Raw genomic sequence first — 22,735 nt, 5'->3', positions numbered from 1 at the left:
TCCTGTGACGTTCCTTGCCGCGGCACCGGACGTGTACGACACGGTCTTCGGCGGCGCCCTGCTTCTCGCTCTGCCCATCGCCCTGCTCGCCGGGCTGGTGTCCTTCTTCTCGCCGTGCGTGCTGCCGCTCGTCCCCGGCTACCTCTCGTACGTCACCGGGGTCACGGGCACCGACCTCGCCGAGGCGAAGCGCGGCCGGATGGTCGCCGGTGCCTCCCTGTTCGTCGTCGGCTTCACCGCCGTGTTCGTGTCCGGCGGGGCGCTCTTCGGCTACTTCGGTTCCACGCTCCAGGGGCACCGGGAGATCCTGTCCAAGGTCCTCGGCGCGCTGATGATCCTGCTGGGTGTCTTCTTCATGGGCCTGATGCCCTGGCTCACCCAGCGCGAGTTCCGCATCCACAGGCGGCCGGTGTCGGGCCTGCTGGGCGCGCCGCTGCTCGGCGCGCTGTTCGGGATCGGCTGGACGCCGTGCATCGGACCGACGCTGTCCGCCGTGACGGCGCTCGCCGCGAGCGAGGCCAGCGCCGGCCGCGGGGCGCTGCTGACCGTCGCGTACTGCCTCGGCCTCGGGCTGCCCTTCGTCCTCGCGGCGGTGGCGTTCCGCAAGGCGCTCGGTGCGTTCGCCTGGGTCAAGCAACACTACGCATGGGTGATGCGGATCGGCGGCGTGATGATGATCGCGACCGGTCTGCTGCTGCTCACAGGTGTCTGGGACACCATGGTCCAGTCGATGCAGAGCTGGTCCAACGGCTTCACGGTGGGGATCTGAACGTCCATGAGCACGTACGACACCGACGAACGCGAACTCGGCGAGGCTGGCGCACAGCTGTCCACCGCCCCCACCGACAACGCGACGGACCAGGCCGTCGGCGGCCCCACCCTCGGCGTGATCGGCTGGGCGCGCTGGTTCTGGCGGCAGCTGACCTCCATGCGGGTCGCGCTGATCCTGCTCTTCCTGCTCTCGCTCGGCGCCATCCCCGGCTCCCTCGTCCCGCAGAACAGCGTGGACGAGATGAAGGTGCAGGCGTTCAAGGACCGCCACGAGGTCCTCGGGCCCCTCTACGAGAAGCTGCAGTTCTTCGACGTCTACAGCTCGGTGTGGTTCTCGGCGATCTACATCCTGCTGTTCGTCTCCCTCATCGGCTGCATCGTGCCCCGCTCCTGGCAGTTCGTCGGCCAGCTGCGCGGGCGCCCGCCGGGCGCGCCGCGGCGGCTGAACCGGCTGCCCGCGTACACGACGTGGCGCACGGAGGCCGAGCCGGAGCAGGTGCGCCGGGCGGCGCTCGCTCTGCTGCGTGGGCGCCGTTTCCGCGCCCACGAGGCGGGCGACGCGGTCGCCGCCGAGAAGGGCTACCTGCGCGAGGCCGGCAACCTGGTCTTCCACGTGTCGCTGATCGTGATGCTCGTGGCGTTCGCGGCGGGCCAGCTGTTCAAGTCCGAGGGCGGCAAGCTGGTCGTCGAGGGCGGCGGCTTCTCCAACACGCTCACGCAGTACGACGACTTCAAGTCCGGTTCGCTGTTCGACACCGACGACCTGTCCCCGTTCAGCTTCACGCTGGACAGCTTCACCGGCACGTACGCGAAGAGCGGCCCGCAGCGCGGCACGCCGCGCACCTACGAGGCCGCCGTGACCTGGTCCGGGCCCGGCGGCACCGAGAAGAAGCAGGTCATCGAGGTCAACAAGCCGCTGGAGGTGGACGGCACCAAGGTCTTCCTCAACGGCCACGGGTACGCCCCCGTCGTCACCGTGCGGGACGGCAAGGGCGAGGTCGTCTTCCAGGACGCGGTGCCGCTGCTGCCCATCGACAACAACATCACCTCCACCGGTGCCATCAAGGTGATGGACGGCTACCGCGACAAGGACGGCCGCAAGGACCAGCTCGGCTTCCAGGCGTTCTTCGTGCCGACGTTCGCGGGAGACGGCAAGGGCGACATGTTCTCGCAGTTCCCGGGTCTCGAGTACCCCGTGCTCGCGCTCACCGGCTACCACGGCAGCCTGGGTGTCGATGCCGGTCTGCCGCAGAACGTGTACCAGCTCGACACCAGCAAGATGAAGCAGTTCACGAACGCCGACGGTGAGATCCTCAAGCAGCGGATGCGCCCCGGCGAGACCATGAAGCTGCCGGACGGCGCGGGCTCCATCACCTTCGAGGAGGAGGTCAAGGAGTGGGCGACCTTCCAGATCACGCGTCAGCCCGCCACCGGCTGGGCGCTGACCGGCGCGATCGCCGCCATCGCGGGCCTCGCCGCCTCGCTGTTCATCCAGCGCCGCCGCGTCTGGGTGCGGGCCGTGCGCGGTGACGACGGTACGACGGTCGTCGAGATGGCGGGCCTCGGCCGCAGCGAGTCGGCGAGGCTCCCGGAGGAACTGGCCGACCTGGCCGCGACCCTCCACTCAGAGGCGCCGACGGCGCCTGAACCTGTAGACGTTCCTGCCGAAGGGGCTGAGAAGTGACTCTCGCCGCCGCAACCGCCGCCGCAGCCAACGAGAACCTGGCGCAGATCAGCAACTACCTGATCTATTCGTCGATGGCCGTCTACACGCTGGCCTTCTTCGCGCACATCGCCGAGTGGCTCTTCGGCAGCCGCAGCAAGGTGGCCCGCACGGCCGCCGCGCTCACGGCCCCCGCGGAGGAGGCCGCCGCCCCGCCGGTCACGGTCACCAAGGCGGGCGCGACCGCGGTCCTCGAGAGGCCGAAGGTCGTCACCCGGGCCGCGAGCGGCACCCGGGACGTGCCCGACGGCCCCGGCGCGCACGGCGGCACCGAGCAGGGCGACCTGTACGGCCGCATCGCCGTGTCGCTCACCGTCCTCGCGTTCCTGCTGGAGGCGGCGGGCGTCGTCGCCCGTGCCCTGTCGGTGCAGCGGGCGCCGTGGGGCAACATGTACGAGTTCTCCACGACGTTCTCCACGGTCGCCGTCGGCGTGTACCTCGCCCTCCTGCTGGCCGGGAAGAACATCCGCTGGGCCGGCCTGCCGCTGGTCACCACCGTCCTGCTGGACCTCGGCTTCGCCGTGACGTACCTGTACACCGAGAGCGACCAGCTGGTGCCCGCCCTCGACTCGTACTGGCTGTGGATCCACGTCTCCACCGCGATCTTCTGCGGCGCGGTCTTCTACCTCGGCGCGGTCGGCGCGGTGCTCTACCTCTTCCGCGACGCCTACGAGCGCAAGCTCGCCAGCGGCGGGCAGCCCGGCAGGTTCGCCACGTCGGTCATGGAGCGGCTGCCCTCGGCCGCCTCGCTCGACAAGTTCTCCTACCGCGTCAACGCGGCCGTCTTCCCGCTGTGGACGTTCACGATCATCGCGGGCGCGATCTGGGCCGGCGACGCGTGGGGCCGCTACTGGGGCTGGGACGCCAAGGAGGTCTGGTCGTTCATCACCTGGGTCGCCTACGCCGCCTACCTGCACGCCCGCGCCACGGCCGGCTGGAAGGGCCGCAAGGCCGCGTACATCGCGCTGGTCGCGTTCCTGTGCTTCCTGTGGAACTACTACGGCGTGAACATGTTCGTGAACAGCCTGCACTCGTACGCGGGCGTCTGAGGCCGCCCGTGAGGTAGCGCCCGCGCCGACCCCGCGGGACGCTGGAGGCATGAGTGACGTGATCCCCCAGGGCACCGTCGAGACCCGGGACGACGGCACTCACCTGCTGCGGTACGAGCTGCACCTGCCGCATCCGGTGATCCGGGTATGGGACGCCGTCGCCACTCCCGAGGGTCTGCCGACCTGGCTCTGCGCCGCCGACCTGCTCGAACCGAGAATCGGCGGCGCGGTGAGGTTGCGCTGGCTCAACACCGACGCGGAGGGGCGCCACACCTTCGCGGAGGGCCATGTCACGGCGTGGGACGTGGAGCGGGTCGCCGAGTACACGGTCACCGTGCACGGCCGCGTCCGCTTCCACCTGGAGCCGCACGGCGACGAGAGCACGGTGCTCCGCTTCACCAACGAACTGCGCTGCGACGACGAGGTGCTGCTCGACTGCCTGGCCGGCTGGCACAACCACTTCGAACTGCTGGTCGCCGCGCTGGAGGGCAGGCCGACCACCGACTGGTCGGCCTGGACCGCCGAGCGCTGGCAGCAGCTGCGCGACGCCTACGCGGCCGCCTGACCGCGGAACCGCTCAGTCCTTCCTGACGATGCAGTCCACCGGCGGCGGCTTCTGGTCCGGCCAGGAGAACTCCTCGAACCGCAGCGTCCCGTCGGCGGCGAGCCGCACGATCGGCACCGCCTTGTTCCGCGGGTTGCCGTAGTTGTCCAGGCAGATCCAGCCGCTCGCACCGTTCACCCGGAGCGAGCCCGTCAGGTGCGGCCACTGGGCCGTCACATCGGTCAGCGCGGGAGCCTTCGCCGAGCCGCCGGTCGCGGGCAACGTCCGCCCGGGTGTCTCGACCCAGGCGTCCGGGTGGGCGAGCGCCGCGTACTTCAGCGTCACCCGCGGCTTCTTCTCGCCCGGCCGCAACGCCAGCGCCTGCCGGTCCAGTTTGTCGTCCGAGCCCAGGTAGGACGCCTCGTCGCCGGTCAGAACGGTGAAACCGCGGCGCGCGCAGCCCGCCCTGCCGAGCTCGGAGAGGAAGATCCGCAGCGGGGTGTGGCGGCCCGCGAAGAACACCGTGTGGGCGTCGGTGTCGCAGATGTAGTGGGCGATGCTGTTGAAGACGTTGCCGAGATTGCCCGGGTTGTCCGGCTCCTTGCTGGACGTGAACTGCGTCGGCTCGTAGACCTGGTCCGGCAGTTGCTCGTTGAACGCCTCGCGCAGTGTCTGCGCGTAGCGGTCGTCCGGATTCGTGTCGTACACGAGCAGCGCGCTGCGGTCGACGGACTTGGCGTGCGACACCAGCGCCCGGGCCTCGTCCCTGTTGGTCGGGGACACCCGCGCGAGACCGGGGATGTTGGTGATGTCGTCGGCGGTGATCGTCGAGCCCACCATCGGAATGTGATGACGGGCCAGCAGGGCGACGGCCTGCTTGTTCGCGGTGTTGCTCGTCGCGATGCCCGTCACCGCGCGCAGCTGCTCGGGACCGTCCGCCATCGTGACCAGCTGGTTCGCCACGGTCTCCCAGTGGTGGCCGAGGTCGCCGGTGTTGGCCAGCAGGACACGGATCTTCGGCGGCCTGCCCTCGGCACGGTTGGCGAGCTTCTGCTGGATGTACACCCCCTGGAGCTCGTGGCGCATCTTCGTCAGCTGCTCCGGCGCCCTGGAGGTGAACGGCATCATCACCGCCACCGAGACCGTCAGCTGCTCGGAGTCCTCCGCGCTCCGGTTCTCGACGGCGATGGCGCGCGCGACCTCCCGTATCTCCTTCACCCCGAAGTCGTAGCCGGTGGCCGAGACACCGATGCACTCGTCGCTGTCCTCGGGTTTCACCACGCCCTTCGCGCACGAGCGGGTCTGATCGAGGACGCCCGGCCCGAACAGCACGCCCAGCACGACCGCGGTCACGACCCCGACACCGATGAGGATCTTCGTCAGGTTGTTCATCAGTCCATCCCCCCACTCGCCCGGCCCCGCCGGGAGCAGTCGCACTCCCGCAGCGGACGGCCCGACCGGATGCTCTCCGCCCAGTGCGTGGCGGCGTCGGTGAGTACGGAGCTGTCGGCGACGTCGTCCCGCAGGGCGTGCAGCGCCCCGTGGACCGCCGCCTCCAGCCGCGCCTCGGGCAGCTCCAGCCAGTCCTGCGCCAGCCAGGCGGCGTTCAGCAGCCGCTCGACGCGCCGCTGCGGCTCACGGTGCCCGCCCGTGAACGCCAGCCTCCGCCGCTCCGACAGCCCCTCGAAGCCGGGCGCGGACGCGATGTGCAGCAGCTCGTCCAGCCAGGCGGCCGTGTCCGCGCGGCCGAGCGAGCCGGTGAGATACGCGACCGCGCCGCCGGTCCGGCCGATCGCCAGCTCGTGTTGGTACGCCTGCCAGGAGTCGGGGCCCGCCGCCGCGTAGTGCATCACGAGCCGCGAGTGCATACCGAGCCACGACGAGTGGTCGGCGTCCAGGTGGTAGAGCCGGTACAGCAGCAGGGTGCGCAGGCAGTGGTCGGCCACGAAGTGCCGGTCGCAGCGCGGCCATCCGTCGGAGTCGAGCGCGTGGCGCAGCTCCGGCGTCGTCATGCCGGCCGCCGCCGGGAGCAGCAGCTCGGCGGAGCGCGCGTCGGCAGCAGGGGAGACCCGGGTGAGCAGGTCGCCCAGCTCCCCGGGGGCCAGCTCCTCCCGCAGCGCCTCGGCGACCGTCGGCCCGGTGGCCGCCTGCCGCGGTGTCGCCGGCCGGTGCCGCAGCAGCGAACGCAGCGTCAGCGTCGCGAGGGCGGTCGGCGCGGGCGGGCCCGCCGGGCCGGGCGGCACGGCGGCGCCGTCCGCCGTCCGCAGCTCCTCGATCGCGTCCGTCATCCGGGTCATGGCCAGCGGCCGTCCGCCCGTGAACCGGTAGAGCGCGCGCGGCAGTCCGGGCGGCAGCATCGCGTCCGGATCGACGTGGCTCAGCAGCCCGTCGGAGGTCTCGGGACCGGCCGGAGGCAGCGGCGGATACGGCACCACGACCATCGGGTGCACGCACAGCCCGTCGCCCCGGCCGCCCGCGAGGCCCACCGCGGAGCTGAGCGACGCCAGCCGGTGCGCGCCCTGCAGGACCGGCGGATCGCCGCGCCGGAACGCCGCGTACACCACCACCCGGTCCGGATGGCCGGTCGACCGGTGGGTGAGGCAGTCGCGCACCAGCTGCTCGCCCAGCTCGTCGTGGGCGTTGTCGAGCAGCATCAGCGGGCGGCCGGTGCGCAGCAGCCAGCCGGCGGTCGTCCGGTACGCCTCCTCCAGGTCGGCCCGCAGCGCCTGACCGAGGAAGTACTCGGCCCGCCGCCGCTGGTCACCGCCGAGCCGCAAGTGGCTGCCCAGCAGGGTCAGCCCCCAGCGGGCGCTGCCCTGCGCGCCCGGATAGGCCCCGTACCAGCCGACGGCCTTGCGGCTGCCGCGCTGGAACAGCTCCTGGAGCAGCACCTCCACCGACACCTCGATGAACTTCTGCACCGGCGGCAGCGGCATGGGCAGCGCCGCGTACGCCGCCATCAGCTTGGCCACCCAGCTCTGGACGACCGCTGCCCAGTTGCCCCGGGACGGCGAGATCAGCTCCAGGCGGCGCAGTTCGGCGGCGATGCGATCGTCCTGGTCGGCGTTCCACGTGCCGGAGGCGACGGCGACGAGCCCCGCGAACAGCCGGGTCATGTGCAGCGTCGGCACCCGTGGGGGCCCGGCGCTGGTGAAGCCGATGCCGAGCAGCCGCAGCGCCTCCGTCACCAGCGAACGCGACTCCGGCGACTCGGCCGCGCCGGTTCGCAGCGTGTCGTCGGCGCAGTCCAGGTACGCGGTGGGCGTGACCGGTCCGCAGACGTCCCGCAGCCAGGCGAAGTCGTACGACTTGCCCATGCCGCGGCCGCCGACGACGGCGACGACGGGAGGCGGCAGGGCCTTGCAGGAGGGGCGGGACTTCCAGCCGGCGACCTCGGTGCCGGTGAGATGGGACGTGAGCTGCGCGAGCAGTTCGCTCCTCGCGGCGAGTTGATCCCTCAAAAAACAACTCCCGAGCGGTCAAGTGGCGCCGGGGAACAGGTAGTTGATGACGATGATATGGCCCGCGAGGCAGGTGGGGGAGGGGATTGACCCGCTTTCGTGTTCAGTCCGTCACGCGCCGTCGCGGGGCTCCGGCGGGGCCGGGTCATGCGTCGCCGATGTCCTCGTTCCACAGCGCCGGATGACCTTCGACGAAGTCCCGCATCATCGCCGCGCACCCGGGATCGTCCAGCAGCACGATCTCCACGCCGTGCTCCGCCAGCCAGTCGTGCCCGCCGCTGAAGGTCCGCGCCTCGCCGATCACGACCCGGGAGATCCCGAACTGCCGCACCAGCCCGGAGCAGTACCAGCACGGCGAGAGCGTCGTCACCATGGTGGTGCCCCGGTACGACCGCTGCCTCCCGGCCGCCCGGAACGCCGACGTCTCGGCGTGCATCGACGGATCGCCGTCCTGCACGCGCCGGTTGCGGCCGCGCCCCAGCAGCGAGCCGTCGGCCCCGTACAGCGCGGCCCCGATCGGGATGCCGCCCTCGGCGAGCCCCGCACGGGCCTCGGCGACGGCGGTGGCGAGCCACCTGCGGGCCTGAGCATCGTCCATGCCCGGACTCTTCCCCCGGCGGGCCCCGGCGCCACCAACAGGTCCACGCCGAGCGAGGACTCCAGGGACCGGATCTGGCTCGTCACGCTGGACTGGGCGTACCTCAGCTCGGCGGCCGCCCGGGTGAAGCCGAGGACGGTGGCGACCTTCTCGAAGGTCACCAGGAGCCGCAGCTCCATCAGCTGTCCTTGTCCTCGCCCTGCTCGCGGCGCTTGAGCTCCTCCTCACGGCGGCGCAGGTCGGCCTCCCAGTCCTTGAGGAGCGACTCGTCCTTCTTGTTCTCGTCCTTGATGGACTTCAGGAACTCGGGGTTGTCGTCGGGAGCGACCCACTCCATGCGGTGGTTGCGGTGCCACTCGGAGGGGGTGCGGCCACCCGCCGGGGCGTGCCGCATCTTCCCGGCGGCGAACCAGACGATCGGCCCGACGATCCAGAACAGCAGGATGATGAAGATCCAGGCGATCTTGGGCAGATGCTTCGCCTCGTCCTCGGGCGTGTTCAGGCAGTCGATGAACGCGTAGATCGTCAGCGCCAGCGGCAGGATGTACATCAGCGCCCTGAGCATGTGGGACAGCCCCCTGGAGATGTGGGCGGAGCCGTGTTCCCCGGCCCCGGTGACGGGCCCAGGGTAGCCCGTGGCCGATACTTGGCCCATGGCTTACGACGATCTTCGCTCCTTGCTCCGGGCGCTGGAGCGCGAGGGCGACCTCAAGCGCATCAAGGCCGAAGTCGACCCGTATCTGGAGGTCGGGGAGATCGTCGACCGGGTGAACAAGGCCGGCGGCCCCGCCCTGCTCTTCGAGAACGTGCGCGGCTCGGCGATGCCGCTGGCGATGAACGTGTTCGGCACCGACCGCCGGCTGCTCAAGGCGCTCGGCCTGACGTCCTACGACGAGATCAGCGACAAGATCGGCGGACTGCTCAAGCCCGAGCTGCCGCACGGGTTCGTCGGGGTGCGCGAGGCGTTCGGCAAGCTGGGCTCGATGGTGCACGTGCCGCCGAAGAAGGTGAAGGACGCGCCCGTGCAGGAGGTCGTCCTCACCGGCGACGACGTCGACCTGGACGCCCTGCCCGCGCTGTTCACCTGGCCCGAGGACGGCGGCTCCTTCTTCAACCTGGGACTCACGCACACCAAGGACCCCGAGTCCGGTGTGCGCAACCTCGGTCTGTACCGCCTCCAGCGCCACGACCGGCGCACCATCGGCATGCACTGGCAGATCCACAAGGACAGCCGCAACCACTACCAGGTCGCCGCCAGGCGGGGCGAGCGGCTGCCGGTCGCGATCGCCTTCGGCTGCCCGCCGGCCGTCACGTACGCGTCGACGGCGCCGCTGCCCGGCGACATCGACGAGTACCTGTTCGCGGGGTTCGTCGCGGGCAAGCGGATCGAGATGGTCGACTGCAAGACCGTGCCGCTCCAGGTCCCGGCGAACGCGGAGGTCGTGCTGGAGGGCTGGCTGGAGCCGGGGAAGACGCTTCCCGAGGGCCCGTTCGGCGACCACACCGGCTTCTACACGCCGCAGGAGCCGTTCCCGGCGCTGACGATCGACTGCGTGACGATGCGCAAGCGGCCGCTGCTCCAGTCGATCGTGGTGGGCCGGCCGCCGACGGAGGACGGCCCTCTGGGCCGTGCCACCGAGCGCTTCTTCCTCCCGCTCCTCAAGATCATCGTGCCGGACATCGTGGACTACCACCTGCCGGAGTCGGGCGGTTTCCACAACTGCGCGATCGTCTCGATCGACAAGAAGTACCCGAAGCACGCGCAGAAGGTCATGCACGCGATCTGGGGCGCGCACATGATGTCGCTGACCAAGCTGATCGTGGTCGTCGACGCCGACTGCGACGTCCACGACCTGCACGAGGTCTCCTGGCGTGCGCTCGGCAACACGGACTACGCCCGTGACCTCACGGTCGTCGAGGGCCCGGTCGACCATCTCGACCACGCCTCCTACCAGCAGTTCTGGGGCGGCAAGGCGGGCATCGACGCGACGCGGAAGCTCCCCGAGGAGGGCTACACCCGCGACGGCGGCTGGCCCGAGATGGTCGTGTCGGACCCGGAGACGGCGGCGAAGGTCGACCGCCGCTGGAAGGAGTACGGCCTGTGACCTCCGCTGCCGCGGCCGTCCCGCAGCCCGGACGCACCAGGGCGTTCCTGCGTCTGGTGATGATCGAGCACTCGGTCTTCGCGCTGCCGTTCGCCTACATCGCCTCGCTCACCGCGATGTTCCGGCACGACCGCACCGTCCACTGGGGCGAACTGCTGCTCGTCACGGTCGCGATGGTCGGCCTGCGGACGTTCGCGATGGCGTGCAACCGGATCATCGACCGGGAGATCGACGCCCGTAACCCGCGTACCGCCTCGCGCGAGCTGGTGACCGGCGCGGTGTCCGTCCGCTCGGCGTGGACGGGCGCGCTCGTCGCGGTCGTCGTTTTCCTCGGTGCCGCGGCCCTGCTCAACCCGCTGTGCCTGGCGCTCGCGCCCGTCGCCGTGGTGCCGATGGTGGTCTATCCGTACGGCAAGCGGTTCACGAACTTCCCGCACGCCATCCTGGGGCTCGCCCAGGCCATGGGGCCGGTCGGCGCGTGGATCGCGGTCACCGGCGCGTGGTCGTGGGAGGCGGTAATCCTCGGTCTCGCGGTGGGCGTGTGGATCGGCGGCTTCGACCTGATCTTCGCGTGCCAGGACGTCCAGGCCGACCGGGCCCACGGCGTGAAGTCGGTCCCCGCGCGCTTCGGAATCCCGGCGGCGCTGTACGGGGCGCGCGGCTGCCACGTCGTGACGATGGCGCTGTTCGCCTGGTACGCGCTGGCCACGGACGCGGGGGTGTTCCTGTGGCTGGGGCTGGTGATCGTGGCGGCGGCGTTCCTCTACGAGCACACGATCGTGCGCCCGCACGACCTGTCGCGTCTGAACCGGGCGTTCTTCACGGTGAACGGTTTCATCGGGATGGCGTTGTTCGTCTGCGCGCTGCTGGACCTGGTGGTGCGTGGCCTCACCGTCTGACCGGCCCGGGGCCCGGGGCCGGATAGGCTCACCCATGTGGAGCCGCAGGAGATGAACAGTCGTCGGCCGTGGGTCGTGGGGGTGTCGGGTGCCTCCGGCACGCCGTACGCCGCCGCCGTGCTGCGGGCGCTGCTCGCCGCCGGCGAGAGCGTGGACCTCGTCGTCAGCCGGGCCTCACGGCTGACCCTGCTCGACGAGACGGGGATCGCCTTCCGGGACGCGCACTGGCGGGACGACCTGCGTCAGTGGCTGGCCCGAGGGGCGGACGGCAAGCCCGACACGTTCGACGTCGACGTGGCCGGGGTGCGCCACTGGGCCGCGGGGGACCTGGCCGCCGGTCCGTCATCGGGGTCGTACCCGGTCAAGGGGATGCTGATCGTGCCCGCGTCCACCGCCTGTGTGGCGGGTGTGGCGCTGGGACTGTCGAAGGACCTTCTCCAGCGGGCCGCGAGCGTGACGCTCAAGGAGCGGCGCCGGCTGGTGGTCGCCGTGCGGGAGACCCCGCTGAACGGGCAGACCCTCAAGCATCTGGTGACGCTGGACGAGGCGGGCGCCGTGGTGCTGCCCGCCTCTCCGGCGTTCTACGCGGGGGCGACGCACATCCAGGATCTGGTGGACTTCGTCGCGGGGCGGGTGCTGGACGCGGCCGGGGTGCCGCATCGGCTGTACCGCCGTTGGGAGGGGGAGCTCGGTGGTGGCTCCGCGGCCGATTAGCTCTTCCTGCCGCGGCGCGGTGCGCGGGTCCGGTCGGCCCGGCGGGCGGCGGAGGGCTGGTGGGCACGCGAGCGGTTGGCCAGCTCCTGCAGCTGTCGCATGTGGGCGTAGGCCATCTCGATCGTGTACACGGTGAGTGTCATCTCCTGTATGGATCCGGATCCTTGTGGGATCAGCTGTGATCGTTTGAGTAAATCGCAGGGTGTCGACCCTGCATGCCTTAGATTCTACACGTAAACTCGCGGTACCGCTGAATAATGGAAGGCTTGAGTCTATGGACGCCGTGGATAGGCAGCTCATCCAGGCCCTGCGCGAGAACGGCAGGGCCTCGTACGCCGAGCTCGGCCGGCTCGTCGGGCTCTCCGGCCCCTCCGTGACCGACCGCATCAACCGCCTGGAGGCGGCGGGGGTCATCACCGGTTACCGCGCCACCGTGGACGCGGCCTCGCTCGGCCTCGGCGTCACGGCCCTCATCGGCATCTCGCTCTCGGACGCCGCCGACCACGAGGACGTCGCCCGCCGGCTGCGGGACCTCGCCGAGATCGAGGACTGCTGGTTCATCGCCGGCGACGACTCGTACATGCTCAAGGTGCGCGCCAGCGACGTCGACGGCCTGGAGAAGACCATCCGCAGGCTCTCCGGCACCCGCGGCGTCTCGCGCACCCGCACCACGATCGTCCTCTCCACCAAGTGGGAGAACCGCGTCGGAGACCTTCCCGACGAGGCGTGAGTCACCCGCCGCCCGCCGTACCGCCCCGCCCGTGAAGGGACGCCAGGGCGGGGGAGTACGGTGGGCGGAGCCTGTTTTACGTGGAGATATGGGAGGCGGCCAGGTGGACGCTGGACTCAAGCGCGAGCTGGAGGAGAAGGTCCGGGCCGGTGAGCGGCTGACCCGTGAGGACGGCATCGCGCTCTACGCGTCGGACGACCTGGCCTGGCTCGGCGGTCTCGCCCACGAGGTCCGCACGCGCAAGAACGGCGACGTGGTCCACTTCAACGTCAACCGCCACCTCAACATGACCAACGTGTGCACCGCGTCGTGCGCCTACTGCTCGTTCCAGCGCAAGCCGGGCGAGAAGGACGCGTACACCATGCGCATCGAGGAGGCCGTCCGCCTCGCCAAGGCGATGGAGAACGAGAACCTCACCGAGCTGCACATCGTCAACGGCCTCCACCCCAACCTGCCGTGGCGGTACTACCCGCGTTCCCTGAGCGAGCTGAAGAAGGCTTTGCCGAACGTCTCGCTGAAGGCCTTCACCGCCACCGAGATCCACCACTTCGAGACCATCTCGGGGCTGTCCGCCTCCGAGATCCTCGACGAGCTGATCGAGGCCGGCCTCGAATCGCTGACCGGCGGCGGCGCGGAGATCTTCGACTGGGAGGTCCGCCAGCACATCGTCGACCACCGCACCCACTGGGAGGACTGGTCGCGCATCCACCGCCTGGCGCACGAGAAGGGCCTCAAGACCCCGTGCACGATGCTGTACGGGCACATCGAGGAGCCGCGCCACCGCGTCGACCACGTCCTGCGGCTGCGTGAACTCCAGGACGAGACCGGCGGCTTCCAGGTCTTCATCCCCCTGCGCTACCAGCACGACTTCGTCGACATGCAGGACGGCAAGGTGCGCAACAAGCTGCAGGCGCGCACGACCATGGCGACGGGCGCGGAGGCGCTGAAGACCTTCGCGGTCTCCCGCCTGCTGTTCGACAACGTCCAGCACGTCAAGGTCTTCTGGGTGATGCACGGCGTGCAGACCGCCCAACTCGCCCTCCAGCACGGCGCGGACGACATGGACGGCTCGGTCGTCGAGTACAAGATCACGCACGACGCCGACAACTACGGCACGCCGAACAAGCTCACCCGCGACGACCTGCTCGACCTGATCCGCGACGCCGGCTTCCGCCCGGTCGAGCGCAACACGCGCTACGAGATCATCCGCGAGTACCCCGGCCCGGACGCCTCCCGCCGTGAGTCCCCGCAGCCGATGCGCGTCTGACGTCCAGTGACTCCGCCCCCGAGGCCCCCGGCCCGGGGGCGGAGCGCCGCGTCCGTCTCGGACCCCGGAATTCTGTGTGCCCGCCGCCGGGCTTTTCCTACGCTGGGGCGCATGGCTCTCACCTTCGAACTCGATCCGCCCGGCGGGCCGGCTCTGCGTGACGGCGTGCTGGAGCTGTGGGCCGACGTCAGCAATGCCGGCGGGGCCGTCGGCTTCGTGCCGCCCGTCACGGCCGACGACATACGTCCCGAGTGGGTCAAGCACCTGACGGCCATGGCAGAGGGCCGGATGCGGCTGCTCGTCGGGCGCGACGAGGACGGCGAGATCGCGGCCACGGCGTTCCTCGCGCTCAACACGCACCGCCTGATGACCCACTGGATCTGGCTCTACACCGTCATGGTCCACCCCCGTTACCAGGGCAAGGGCTACGGCCGCGAGCTGATGGCCGCCGCCGCGGAGGCCGCCCGGGGGCTCGATGGCATCGAGGCGATACGCCTCACCTGCCGAGGGGGCACCGGCGCCGACCGGTTCTACACCGCCTGCGGGTACAAGGAGGTCGGCCGCGTACCGGGCGCCATCCGCGTCGCGGACGGCGACGACCGCGATGACGTCATCATGCTCCTGCCGCTGAACTGATCCGCCCTCCCTCCCCCGGCTACCGCTGGGAGGTGCACCCACCGACCACCACCCCTCATCGAGGCCCTGCGGGACGCCCCTTTTGTCGGGCGTGCTTCACTGGACGGGCACCTCTGTCGTCAAGGAAGAAGGCCCGCCGTGTCCGCAGGAAAGTCGAGCGCCGCGATCCGGTACACCGCGCTGCGGCTCGCGATCTTCGTCGGCTGCTTCGTCGTCGTCGCCGGTCTCGTCCAGGTCGGCGCCCTGCCCAAGGGCCTCGGCGACGCCAACTTCGCGTGGGTGGTCCTGCTCGCCCTCGTGCTCTCCGCACCGCTGAGCTTCGTGCTCCTGCGCAAGCAGCGCGACGCCATGTCCGAGCAGATCGTCACCAAGGTCGACCGGGCCAAGGCGCGCCTCGAGGCCAACCGCTCGCAGGAGGACGGCGTCACGCGGTAGGGACGGTCGCCTTGGGCCGACGGGGCCCGAAGGGGATCCTCCCCAAAGGGGAGCTTTGAGGTTCTCAAAGTTCAAGTGTTAACGTGTTCGGCATGAAGACAGCAGTGCGCCATCACACCGCCACGAGCGTCCCGCTCGTGGCGCGCCTGCATGTCGATCTGTGCCGCTGTATGTCCGCGGTCTGTTGCCGCCAGTTCTGACCCGGCATCACAGCGGCGCAGCGCATCCGCGCACGGGCGCCGCATCCCTGTTCCCCGTCTGTCCCCGCTACGCCCCTGTGGAGTGTGCCCGTGTCCGCGACCACTGTGTCCGCGTCCGGTAACCGCATACCGAAGATCCCCTTCTGGGCCCAGATCGTCGCCGGTCTGGTGCTCGGCGTCCTGCTCGGCTGGTTCGCCCGCAGCCAGGACGTCGCCTGGCTGAAGGACACGCTCGACCAGGTCGGCTCGATCTTCGTCCAGCTGCTGAAGCTGGCGGTCGCGCCGCTCGTCTTCTTCGCGATCCTGGTATCGATCACCAATCTGCGGAAGGTCAACAACGCCGCCCGGCTGGCCACCCGCACCCTGCTCTGGTTCATGATCACGTCGCTGATCGCGGTCGCGATCGGCCTCGCCATCGGCCTGGTGACCAACCCCGGCGCCGGTACCGGCCTCACCCCGAAGGACGGCCAGAAGCCCGAGAACGCCGGCTCCTGGATCGACTTCCTCACCGGCATCGTGCCGACCGACGTCATAACGCCCTTCACCGAGCTGAACGTCCTCCAGATCGTCTTCATGGCCGCCGTCGCCGGCGTCGCCGCGCTGGGGCTCGGCGACCGCGCCAAGCCGATCCTCGCCCTGAGCGAGTCCGTGCTGGAGCTGCTCCAGAAGGCCCTGTGGTGGGTCATCCGCCTCGCGCCGATCGGCACCGTCGGCCTCATCGGCTTCGCCATCGCCGACTACGGCTGGGACCTGATCGGCAAGTACGCCACCTTCACCGCCGACGTCTACATCGGCTGCGCCCTGGTCCTGTTCGGCGTCTACCCGCTGCTGCTGGCGACCGTGGCCAAGGTCAATCCCGTCCAGTTCTTCAAGGGCGCCTGGCCCGCGATCCAGCTGGCGTTCGTCTCCCGCTCCTCGGTCGGCACCATGCCGGTCACGGTCAAGGTCACCGAGCGCCTCGGTGTGCCGAAGGAGTACACCTCCTTCGCCGTCCCGTTCGGCGCGACGACCAAGATGGACGGCTGCGCCGCGATCTACCCGGCGCTCGCCGCGATCTTCATCGCGCAGATCTTCGACGTGCAGCTGGGCATCAAGGAGTACGTGCTGATCGCGTTCGTCTCGGTCGTCGGATCGGCCGCCACGGCGGGGCTGACCGGCGCGACCGTGATGCTGACGCTGACCCTGTCCACGCTCGGCCTCCCGCTGGAGGGCGTGGGTCTGCTGATGGCGATCGACCCGGTCCTCGACATGATGCGGACCGCGACGAACGTGGCCGGCCAGGCGCTGGTCCCGGTCCTGGTCGCCGCCCGCGAGAACATCCTCGACCGCGACGCGTACAACGCGGCCACCTCCTCCCCGATCGACGAGGCCGAGGTGCAGGGCGCCGAGCGCGAGGTCGCGGTCCCGGCCGCCGCGTAACGGCCCGTCCACAGGCGAAGCGCCCCGGATCCGGCGGATCCGGGGCGCTCGTGCGTTCGCGGGGCGGGCGGCGCCGGGGAGCGGAACCGATCACATCCGGACGATCTTTCTCCTGGCCGTTCTCCGCTGTTCGGCCCGTCCTTCCCCCGGGTCGTAGTCTTACCGCTGGGTAAGGGCACGGGGCGGGAGGAACGTTCGACAATGGGTGCTGTGAAAGGCGTGAGGGCCAAGCGGATGCCGCGGGCCGTGCGCGAGCAGCAGATGATGGACGCCGCCGTCCACACCTTCGGGCAGCGCGGCTACCGGGCCGCGTCGATGGACGAGATCGCCGAGCTGGCGGGGGTCTCCAAGCCGCTCGTCTATCTGTATCTGAACTCCAAGGAAGAGCTCTTCACGGCGTGCATCCGGCGGGAGGCCACGGCCCTGACGGAGGCCGTGCAGGCGGCCGTCGAGCCGGGTCTGTCGGCCGACCGGCAGATGTGGGCCGGCCTGGAGGCGTTCTTCCGGCACACCGCCGAGAACCCCGACGGCTGGGCCGTGCTGCACCACCAGGCGCGTACGCACGGCGAGCCGTTCGCCGCCGAGGTGGCGAGGATGCGCGAGTACATCGCCGCCTTCGTGACCGGCCTGATCGCGGCCGCGGCCCGGCAGGGCGTGCCGCCGGCGGGGCACCGCGACGCCGAGCTGGCCGAGCGGGACGTGGCCGGCCTCGCCCAGGCGCTGGTGGGCGCCGCCGAGTCGCTCGCCGGCTGGGCGAACGAGGCCGGTGGGGTCTCGGCGAAGGAGGCGGCGGGCCTGCTGATGAACTTCGCCTGGACGGGGCTCGATCGGCTCATGCGCGGGGAGCGCTGGAGCCCGCGGTGACGTCCCCGGGCCCCGGCTCGCCGTCGCTCCGTCCGGTCGGCGTTCCCCGGCGTCAGGACGGCGGCGGGCTCTCCACCATGACCACCTCGAACTCCTCCAGCGACCGCAGGGTCGCCCGCGCCTTGCTCGTGGCCTCGCCCCGCAGCGCGGCGACGGGACTGCGCGAGGCCGCGAGGCTGTCCTGGTCGGCGTAGAGCGTGCCCACCGCGCCGCGCCCGGCGGCGCGGTCGACGAGGAGCGATCCGCCGAGGAAGCCGCGCATGGTCCGCAGCCGTGGCAGGACGCCGTTCTCGAAGGCGTCGACCAGGCTGTCCGCGTCGGAGGGGGCGAAATCCAGCCGGGCCAGCCGGAAGCGGGCGCCCTCGGGGACCGACTCCGCGCGGGCTGCGACCGCGGCCTCCCAGTTGTCGACCGTCACGGTCGTCGCGAACGACGACAGCACCTGGGCGCGCACCTTCCCCATGCGGTCGGCGCTCGCCCGCATGGCCGCTTCGTCCTCCCACCACGTCCCGGTCACCAGCTTGCCGAGCTCGCGGTCCGCGAACATGCCCGCGCCGCGGAAGCCGGGTTCCGCGACGAGTTGCTGCCTGCCTTCCGTGGTCAGTGCCTGCACGGCCTGGTCGAGCGTGGCCGGATCACCTGTCGCATACGTCGTACGAACGAACATGACTCCATGCGACGTCCGGTCCGCACGGCAGGCAAGGCGGTCCGTGCGTTCGGGTGACGAGTCCGCGGGGGAACCCGGACAGCCGGGCGAAGCCGCCGGCCAGGCGGCAGCGCCCGCTCCGGAAAGGGCAGGAGCCCCGTTCCGCAGGGAACGGGGCTCCTTGGTACTGCTAAGTCGTGCGCGATCGCCGACCCGTGCCGATCAGGCCGGGGTGACGTTCTCCGCCTGCGGGCCCTTGGGGCCCTGGGTGACGTCGAAGTTCACGACCTGGTTCTCCTCGAGGGAGCGGAAGCCGGTCGCGTTGATCGCGGAGTAGTGGACGAAGACATCCGGGCCGCCGCCGTCCTGGGCGATGAAGCCGAAGCCCTTTTCAGCGTTGAACCACTTGACGGTTCCGGTAGCCATAAGCCCTCCTATGGGCCAAAGGGTTGCCCTGCTCCAGAACCTGCAAGAAGTCTGAAAACTACAAAAGCCTGCGGGTTACATGCTCCGCAGGCTCTGTACTGCAAGGGAAACCAAACTGCAACTTGCGTCGAGCCTAGCACGCAGCGTGCGCACAGCGGTAGAGGGAAAGATCACGTCACCCGGACGTTTGATTCAGGGCCCGGGGCGCTGACGAAGCGCAGTTCGGACGGGCCGCACGGAGGTCACCGCGCGGCCCCGGCGCCTGCCGCGGCAGGGCACGGGTCTAGCCTCACGATGTGGACAGTCACGGTGAAAGCACAGCAACCGACATCCGTCGCAGCCGGCCGCGCGTCGGTCACATCCAGTTCCTGAACTGTCTCCCTCTTTACTGGGGGCTTGCCAGAACGGGAACTCTTCTCGACCTGGAACTGACGAAGGACACTCCCGAGAAGCTCAGTGAGCGTCTGGTGCGCGGCGAACTCGACATCGCGCCGATCACCCTCGTGGAATTCCTGCGTAATGCCGACGACCTGGTCGCATTCCCCGACCTCGCCGTCGGCTGCGACGGCCCCGTGATGTCCTGCGTGATCGTCTCCCAGCTGCCGCTGGAGCAGCTGGACGGGGCGCGCGTCGCGCTCGGGTCCACCTCCCGCACGTCCGTGCGCCTCGCACAGCTGCTGCTCGCCGAGCAGTACCGGGTGGCGCCCGACTACTTCACCTGCCCGCCGGACCTCGGCGTGATGATGCAGGAGGCGGACGCCGCCGTCCTCATCGGGGACGCCGCGCTGCGCGCCTCCCTGCACGACGCGCCCCGCCTCGGCCTGCGGGTCCACGACCTCGGGCAGATGTGGAAGGACTGGACCGGGCTGCCCTTCGTCTTCGCCGTCTGGGCCGCGCGCAAGGACTACCTGGCCCGCGAGCCGGTCGTCGTGCACCAGGTGCACGAGGCGTTCCTCGCCTCGCGCGACCTGTCCCTGGAGGAGGTCGGCAAGGTCGCCGAGCAGGCGGCGCGCTGGGAGAGCTTCGACGCCGAGCTGCTGGAGCGCTACTTCACGACGCTGGACTTCCGCTTCGGGCCCGAGCAGCTCGCGGGCGTACGGGAGTTCGCGCGCAGGACGGGGCCGACCACCGGCTTCCCCGCCGATGTGGACGTGCGGCTGCTCGACGGCCGCCGCTGACACCCCACCCCCTAGTCTGTTGGCAGTCTGTTGACCGGACGGTCTGTGCCAGGGCCTTGCTGCCAGGGCTGACGGGGGAGTTGAGATGCAGCCGCTGGATCCGGGTGAGCCGCGCGTCATCGGTGCGTACCGGCTGCTCGGCAGGCTCGGCGCGGGCGGGATGGGCCGCGTCTATCTGGGCCGCAGCGCGGGCGGGCGTACGGTCGCGGTGAAGGTCGTCCATCCGCATTTCGCGCTCGACGACGAGTTCCGGGCGCGGTTCCGGCGCGAGGTCGAGGCCGCGCGCCGGGTCGGCGGGGCGTGGACCGCCCCCGTACTGGACGCCGACCCCGACGCGTCCGTGCCCTGGGTCGCCACCGGTTACGTCGCCGGCCCCGCCCTGTCCCGGGCGATCGCCGGTCACGGCCCGCTGCCGACGCCCTCGGTGCGCGTGCTGGGCGCCGGGCTCGCCAGGGCGCTGGTCGCGGTGCACGCCCTCGACCTGGTGCACCGGGACGTGAAGCCGTCGAACGTGCTGCTCACCCTGGAGGGCCCGCGGCTGATCGACTTCGGGATCGCGCGCGCCACCGAGGGCACGGCGTCGCTCACCTCCACCGGCGTCTCGGTCGGCTCGCCGGGCTACATGTCCCCCGAGCAGATCCTCGGCAAGGGCGTGACGGGCGCGGCCGACGTGTTCTCGCTGGGCGCGGTCCTCGTGTACGCGGCGACCGGTGAGGCCCCTTTTCCCGGCGACTCCTCGGCCGCGCTGCTCTACAAGGTGGTGCACGAGGAGCCCGAACTCGGCGCACTGGACGGCGGGATACGGGATCTGGCGAGTGCCTGCCTGGCCAAGGACCCGGCGGCGCGGCCGACGCCCGCCGAGGTCGCGGAAGAACTCGGTGACGGCGCCGAAGCGGGCTGGCTGCCGGGCCCGTTGGTGGAGGAGATCAGCCGCGCAGCGGTGGACCTGCTGCACCTGGAGTCCTTCCCCGCCGAGCCGGTCGCACCCGCGGCCTTGGACCCGGCGGCGGACCCGGCCGCCTCGGGCCCGGTCGCGTTCTCCAGCCCGGCCCTCGGCGTCTTCGGCCCGCCGGTCGAGCCGGACGGGGTCGCCGCACCGTGGGGCAGGCCGGCGCCGGCCGTCGGTCACGAGGCCGCCACGGCCTCCGGCACGTCCCGCCCGGCCGACGGCAGCGGCATCTCCCTCTCGGCGAGCGGCGGCGGCAAGGGCCGCAGGGTCAGCTGCACGCTCGCCCTCACGGTGGCCGGCGCCCTCGCGGCCGTCACCCTCGGCAGCGGCTTCCTCCTCGACCTGTGGCCGGGCCGCGGCGGCGACGGCAAGCAGGGTGCGAACGAAGCGGCCGAGCCGCCGCCCGCCGCGGACGCGTCCCCCTCCCCGAGCAAGGGCGACGAAGTCCCGGCGGCGTTCCTGGGCACCTGGTCGGGGCCCGCCACCGAACGGTCCGGCCTGCCGCACGGCACCGTGACCGTCACGTTCAACAAGGGCACGAAGGGTCAGGACGTCGTCCGCAGCACCAACGCGATCTCGGTCCTGGGAGTGAGCGTCGAGTGCTACGGCGTCGGCAGGCTCACCTCGGCCACCTCCCGGATGGTGCGCATCGAGGAGCGCACCGACCCCGAGCGCGAGGGCACGGCCGGCAAGTGCACCGGCGGGAAGGCGGCGCTGGTGTTCACGCTCGCCGACGACGGCACCCTGCGCTACCGGTCCCACGAGGAGGCCGCGGGCACCCCGACCGCGACGCTCACGAAGGTGCGGCGCTGAGCGGGCGTCGCGGGACGGGGAGGCCCGCGGCCGGGCGCCGGGGCCGTGGCGTAGCCTGGATCGGTCCGTAGATCCACAGAAAACCGCCGAAGGGTGACGCCCGGTGACCGAGAAGGCCGACCTTCAGTCCGTCCTGGACCGTGCCGCCGCAGGCGGGCGGATCACAGCCGAGGAAGCGCTCGACCTCTACCGCTCCGCGCCGCTGCACGCGCTGGGCGCAGCGGCGGACGCCGTGCGCCGGCGCCGGTACGCCGGTACGGAGCACATCGCGACGTACATCATCGAACGCAACATCAACTACACCAACGTCTGCGTCACGGCCTGCAAGTTCTGCGCCTTCTACGCCCCGCCGAAGGACACCGCCAAGGGCTGGACCCGCGACCTCGACGACATCCTGCGCCGCTGCGCGGAGACCGTCGAACTCGGCGGCACGCAGATCATGTTCCAGGGCGGCCACCACCCCGACTACGGCGTCGAGTACTACGAGAAGCACTTCGCGGCCATCAAGAAGGAGTTCCCGCAGCTGGTGATCCACTCGCTCGGCGCGTCCGAGGTGGAGCACATGGCGCGGATCTCCGGCGTCACCGTCGAGGAGGCGATCACCCGCATCCACGCGGCCGGCCTCGACTCCTTCGCGGGCGCCGGCGCCGAGTTGCTGCCGGAGCGCCCCCGCAAGGCGATCGCGCCGCTCAAGGAGTCCGGTGAGCGGTGGCTGGAGATCATGGAGATCGCGCACGGCCTCGGTGTCGAGTCGACCTCCACGATGCTGATGGGCACGGGCGAGACCAACGCCGAGCGGATCGAGCACCTGCGGATGATCCGCGACGCGCAGGACCGCACGGGCGGCTTCCGCGCCTTCATCCCGTACACGTACCAGCCCGAGAACAACCACCTCAAGGGCCGTACGCAGGCGACGCTGTTCGAGTACCTGCGCATGATCGCGATCGCGCGTCTGTTCCTCGACAACGTCGCGCACATCCAGGGCTCCTGGCTCACCACGGGCAAGGAGGTCGGCCAGCTGTCGCTGCACTACGGCGCGGACGACCTCGGCTCGATCATGCTGGAGGAGAACGTCGTCTCCTCGGCCGGCGCCAAGCACCGCTCCAACCGCATGGAGATCATCGACCTGATCCGCAAGGCGGGCCGCGTGCCGGCGCAGCGGACGACGACGTACGAGCACATCGTCGTGCACGAGGACCCGGCGGACGACCCGGTCGACGAGCGCGTGGTCTCGCACATCTCGTCCACGGCGATCGAGGGCGGGACGGCGCACCCGGAGCTGAAGCTGCTCAGCGCCAACTGAGGCCG

23 protein-coding genes and 1 pseudogene are annotated in these 22,735 nt (G+C 70.8%); 16 read left to right on the top strand and 8 right to left on the bottom strand.

From position 1 onward, the window contains the following. Positions 1 to 4: 4 nt before the first annotated feature. From ACWD0A_RS05905 to ACWD0A_RS05890, 4 genes are read left to right on the top strand one after another with little or no spacing between them, the layout of a single operon-like run. Positions 5 to 769 carry a cytochrome c biogenesis CcdA family protein gene (locus tag ACWD0A_RS05905; RefSeq protein WP_451294963.1) on the top strand — a complete coding sequence of 255 codons (765 nt, stop codon included), beginning with the start codon at positions 5 to 7 and terminating at the stop codon, positions 767 to 769. 6 nt (positions 770 to 775) lie between these two features. After that, entirely contained in the window at positions 776 to 2,455 is a 1,680-nt protein-coding gene (gene resB, locus ACWD0A_RS05900; RefSeq protein ID WP_451294961.1) for a cytochrome c biogenesis protein ResB, read from the top strand. Beyond that, entirely contained in the window at positions 2,452 to 3,543 is a 1,092-nt protein-coding gene (gene ccsB, locus ACWD0A_RS05895) for a c-type cytochrome biogenesis protein CcsB (protein WP_451294959.1), read from the top strand. Before resB ends, ccsB begins: the two co-directional genes overlap by 4 nt. Positions 3,544 to 3,592: 49 nt before the next feature. After that, positions 3,593 to 4,108 (top strand): SRPBCC domain-containing protein, encoded by a 516-nt coding sequence (locus ACWD0A_RS05890; RefSeq protein WP_451294957.1) that lies wholly within the window; start codon positions 3,593 to 3,595, stop codon positions 4,106 to 4,108. Between the two features lie 12 nt (positions 4,109 to 4,120). On the opposite strand, the gene ACWD0A_RS05885 is transcribed toward ACWD0A_RS05890, so the two are convergent. From ACWD0A_RS05885 to ACWD0A_RS05865, 5 genes and pseudogenes are all read right to left on the bottom strand, one after another. Then, a complete protein-coding gene (locus ACWD0A_RS05885) occupies positions 4,121 to 5,479 on the bottom strand; it encodes an ABC transporter substrate-binding protein (RefSeq protein ID WP_451294955.1) in 1,359 nt (452 codons plus the stop codon). Continuing rightward, positions 5,479 to 7,548 (bottom strand): hypothetical protein, encoded by a 2,070-nt coding sequence (locus ACWD0A_RS05880; protein ID WP_451294953.1) that lies wholly within the window; start codon positions 7,546 to 7,548, stop codon positions 5,479 to 5,481. The genes ACWD0A_RS05885 and ACWD0A_RS05880 overlap by 1 nt, the downstream gene beginning before the upstream one ends. Positions 7,549 to 7,693: 145 nt before the next feature. Then, entirely contained in the window at positions 7,694 to 8,146 is a 453-nt protein-coding gene (locus tag ACWD0A_RS05875; RefSeq protein WP_451294951.1) for a nucleoside deaminase, read from the bottom strand. Positions 8,147 to 8,238: 92 nt separating this feature from the next. After that, a pseudogene (locus ACWD0A_RS05870) lies at positions 8,239 to 8,325 on the bottom strand (LysR family transcriptional regulator); the annotation flags it as partial. Then, a complete protein-coding gene (locus ACWD0A_RS05865) occupies positions 8,325 to 8,711 on the bottom strand; it encodes a PLD nuclease N-terminal domain-containing protein (RefSeq protein WP_451295076.1) in 387 nt (128 codons plus the stop codon). The gene ACWD0A_RS05865 and the pseudogene ACWD0A_RS05870, both read right to left, overlap by 1 nt. Before the next feature lie 88 nt (positions 8,712 to 8,799). Here ACWD0A_RS05865 and ACWD0A_RS05860 point away from each other — a divergent pair, with 88 nt between their 5' ends. From ACWD0A_RS05860 to ACWD0A_RS05850, 3 genes are read left to right on the top strand one after another with little or no spacing between them, the layout of a single operon-like run. Beyond that, the gene (locus ACWD0A_RS05860) at positions 8,800 to 10,251 is read left to right on the top strand and encodes a menaquinone biosynthesis decarboxylase (protein ID WP_451294949.1); all 1,452 of its coding nucleotides are present in this window, start codon (positions 8,800 to 8,802) and stop codon (positions 10,249 to 10,251) included. Next, entirely contained in the window at positions 10,248 to 11,150 is a 903-nt protein-coding gene (gene mqnP, locus ACWD0A_RS05855; protein WP_451294947.1) for a menaquinone biosynthesis prenyltransferase MqnP, read from the top strand. The genes ACWD0A_RS05860 and mqnP overlap by 4 nt, the downstream gene beginning before the upstream one ends. 51 nt (positions 11,151 to 11,201) lie before the next feature. After that, positions 11,202 to 11,864: a UbiX family flavin prenyltransferase gene (locus ACWD0A_RS05850; RefSeq protein WP_451294945.1), complete on the top strand. Its 663-nt coding sequence runs from the start codon at positions 11,202 to 11,204 to the stop codon at positions 11,862 to 11,864. On the opposite strand, the gene ACWD0A_RS05845 is transcribed toward ACWD0A_RS05850, so the two are convergent. After that, a complete protein-coding gene (locus tag ACWD0A_RS05845; RefSeq protein WP_177148501.1) occupies positions 11,861 to 12,007 on the bottom strand; it encodes a hypothetical protein in 147 nt (48 codons plus the stop codon). The genes ACWD0A_RS05850 and ACWD0A_RS05845 overlap by 4 nt on opposite strands. 131 nt (positions 12,008 to 12,138) lie before the next feature. Here ACWD0A_RS05845 and ACWD0A_RS05840 point away from each other — a divergent pair, with 131 nt between their 5' ends. The 6 genes from ACWD0A_RS05840 to ACWD0A_RS05815 all read left to right on the top strand — a co-directional run bounded on the left by ACWD0A_RS05840 (position 12,139) and on the right by ACWD0A_RS05815 (position 17,415). After that, complete coding sequence (locus ACWD0A_RS05840) at positions 12,139 to 12,594, top strand: Lrp/AsnC family transcriptional regulator (protein ID WP_177148502.1); 456 nt, start codon at positions 12,139 to 12,141, stop codon at positions 12,592 to 12,594. 103 nt (positions 12,595 to 12,697) lie between these two features. Then, positions 12,698 to 13,861 carry an aminofutalosine synthase MqnE gene (gene mqnE / locus ACWD0A_RS05835; RefSeq protein WP_307714076.1) on the top strand — a complete coding sequence of 388 codons (1,164 nt, stop codon included), beginning with the start codon at positions 12,698 to 12,700 and terminating at the stop codon, positions 13,859 to 13,861. A gap of 111 nt (positions 13,862 to 13,972) precedes the next feature. Further along, the gene (locus ACWD0A_RS05830) at positions 13,973 to 14,497 is read left to right on the top strand and encodes an N-acetyltransferase family protein (RefSeq protein ID WP_451294942.1); all 525 of its coding nucleotides are present in this window, start codon (positions 13,973 to 13,975) and stop codon (positions 14,495 to 14,497) included. Positions 14,498 to 14,635: 138 nt separating this feature from the next. Further along, positions 14,636 to 14,932, top strand: coding sequence for a DUF4229 domain-containing protein (locus ACWD0A_RS05825; RefSeq protein WP_177148505.1), 297 nt, complete (start codon positions 14,636 to 14,638; stop codon positions 14,930 to 14,932). Positions 14,933 to 15,216: 284 nt separating this feature from the next. Then, positions 15,217 to 16,551, top strand: a complete 1,335-nt coding sequence (locus tag ACWD0A_RS05820; RefSeq protein WP_451294940.1) for a dicarboxylate/amino acid:cation symporter — start codon at positions 15,217 to 15,219, stop codon at positions 16,549 to 16,551. Between the two features lie 201 nt (positions 16,552 to 16,752). After that, positions 16,753 to 17,415 (top strand): TetR/AcrR family transcriptional regulator, encoded by a 663-nt coding sequence (locus ACWD0A_RS05815; protein WP_451294938.1) that lies wholly within the window; start codon positions 16,753 to 16,755, stop codon positions 17,413 to 17,415. 52 nt (positions 17,416 to 17,467) lie between these two features. On the opposite strand, the gene ACWD0A_RS05810 is transcribed toward ACWD0A_RS05815, so the two are convergent. After that, positions 17,468 to 18,082, bottom strand: a complete 615-nt coding sequence (locus ACWD0A_RS05810) for a hypothetical protein (RefSeq protein ID WP_451294936.1) — start codon at positions 18,080 to 18,082, stop codon at positions 17,468 to 17,470. Between the two features lie 201 nt (positions 18,083 to 18,283). Beyond that, on the bottom strand, positions 18,284 to 18,487 hold the full coding sequence (locus tag ACWD0A_RS05805; protein ID WP_017948713.1) for a cold-shock protein: 204 nt from the start codon (positions 18,485 to 18,487) through the stop codon (positions 18,284 to 18,286). Between the two features lie 296 nt (positions 18,488 to 18,783). Here ACWD0A_RS05805 and ACWD0A_RS05800 point away from each other — a divergent pair, with 296 nt between their 5' ends. The 3 genes from ACWD0A_RS05800 to mqnC all read left to right on the top strand — a co-directional run bounded on the left by ACWD0A_RS05800 (position 18,784) and on the right by mqnC (position 22,730). Beyond that, a complete protein-coding gene (locus ACWD0A_RS05800; RefSeq protein ID WP_451294934.1) occupies positions 18,784 to 19,665 on the top strand; it encodes a menaquinone biosynthetic enzyme MqnA/MqnD family protein in 882 nt (293 codons plus the stop codon). Positions 19,666 to 19,750: 85 nt separating this feature from the next. Next, positions 19,751 to 21,427, top strand: a complete 1,677-nt coding sequence (locus ACWD0A_RS05795) for a serine/threonine-protein kinase (protein WP_451294932.1) — start codon at positions 19,751 to 19,753, stop codon at positions 21,425 to 21,427. A gap of 103 nt (positions 21,428 to 21,530) precedes the next feature. Then, positions 21,531 to 22,730, top strand: a complete 1,200-nt coding sequence (gene mqnC / locus ACWD0A_RS05790; RefSeq protein ID WP_451294930.1) for a cyclic dehypoxanthinyl futalosine synthase — start codon at positions 21,531 to 21,533, stop codon at positions 22,728 to 22,730. Positions 22,731 to 22,735 lie beyond the last annotated feature (5 nt).

Source organism: Streptomyces sp. NPDC002867 (assembly GCF_053591895.1).
This window is presented reverse-complemented; position numbering and strand designations above follow the sequence as displayed.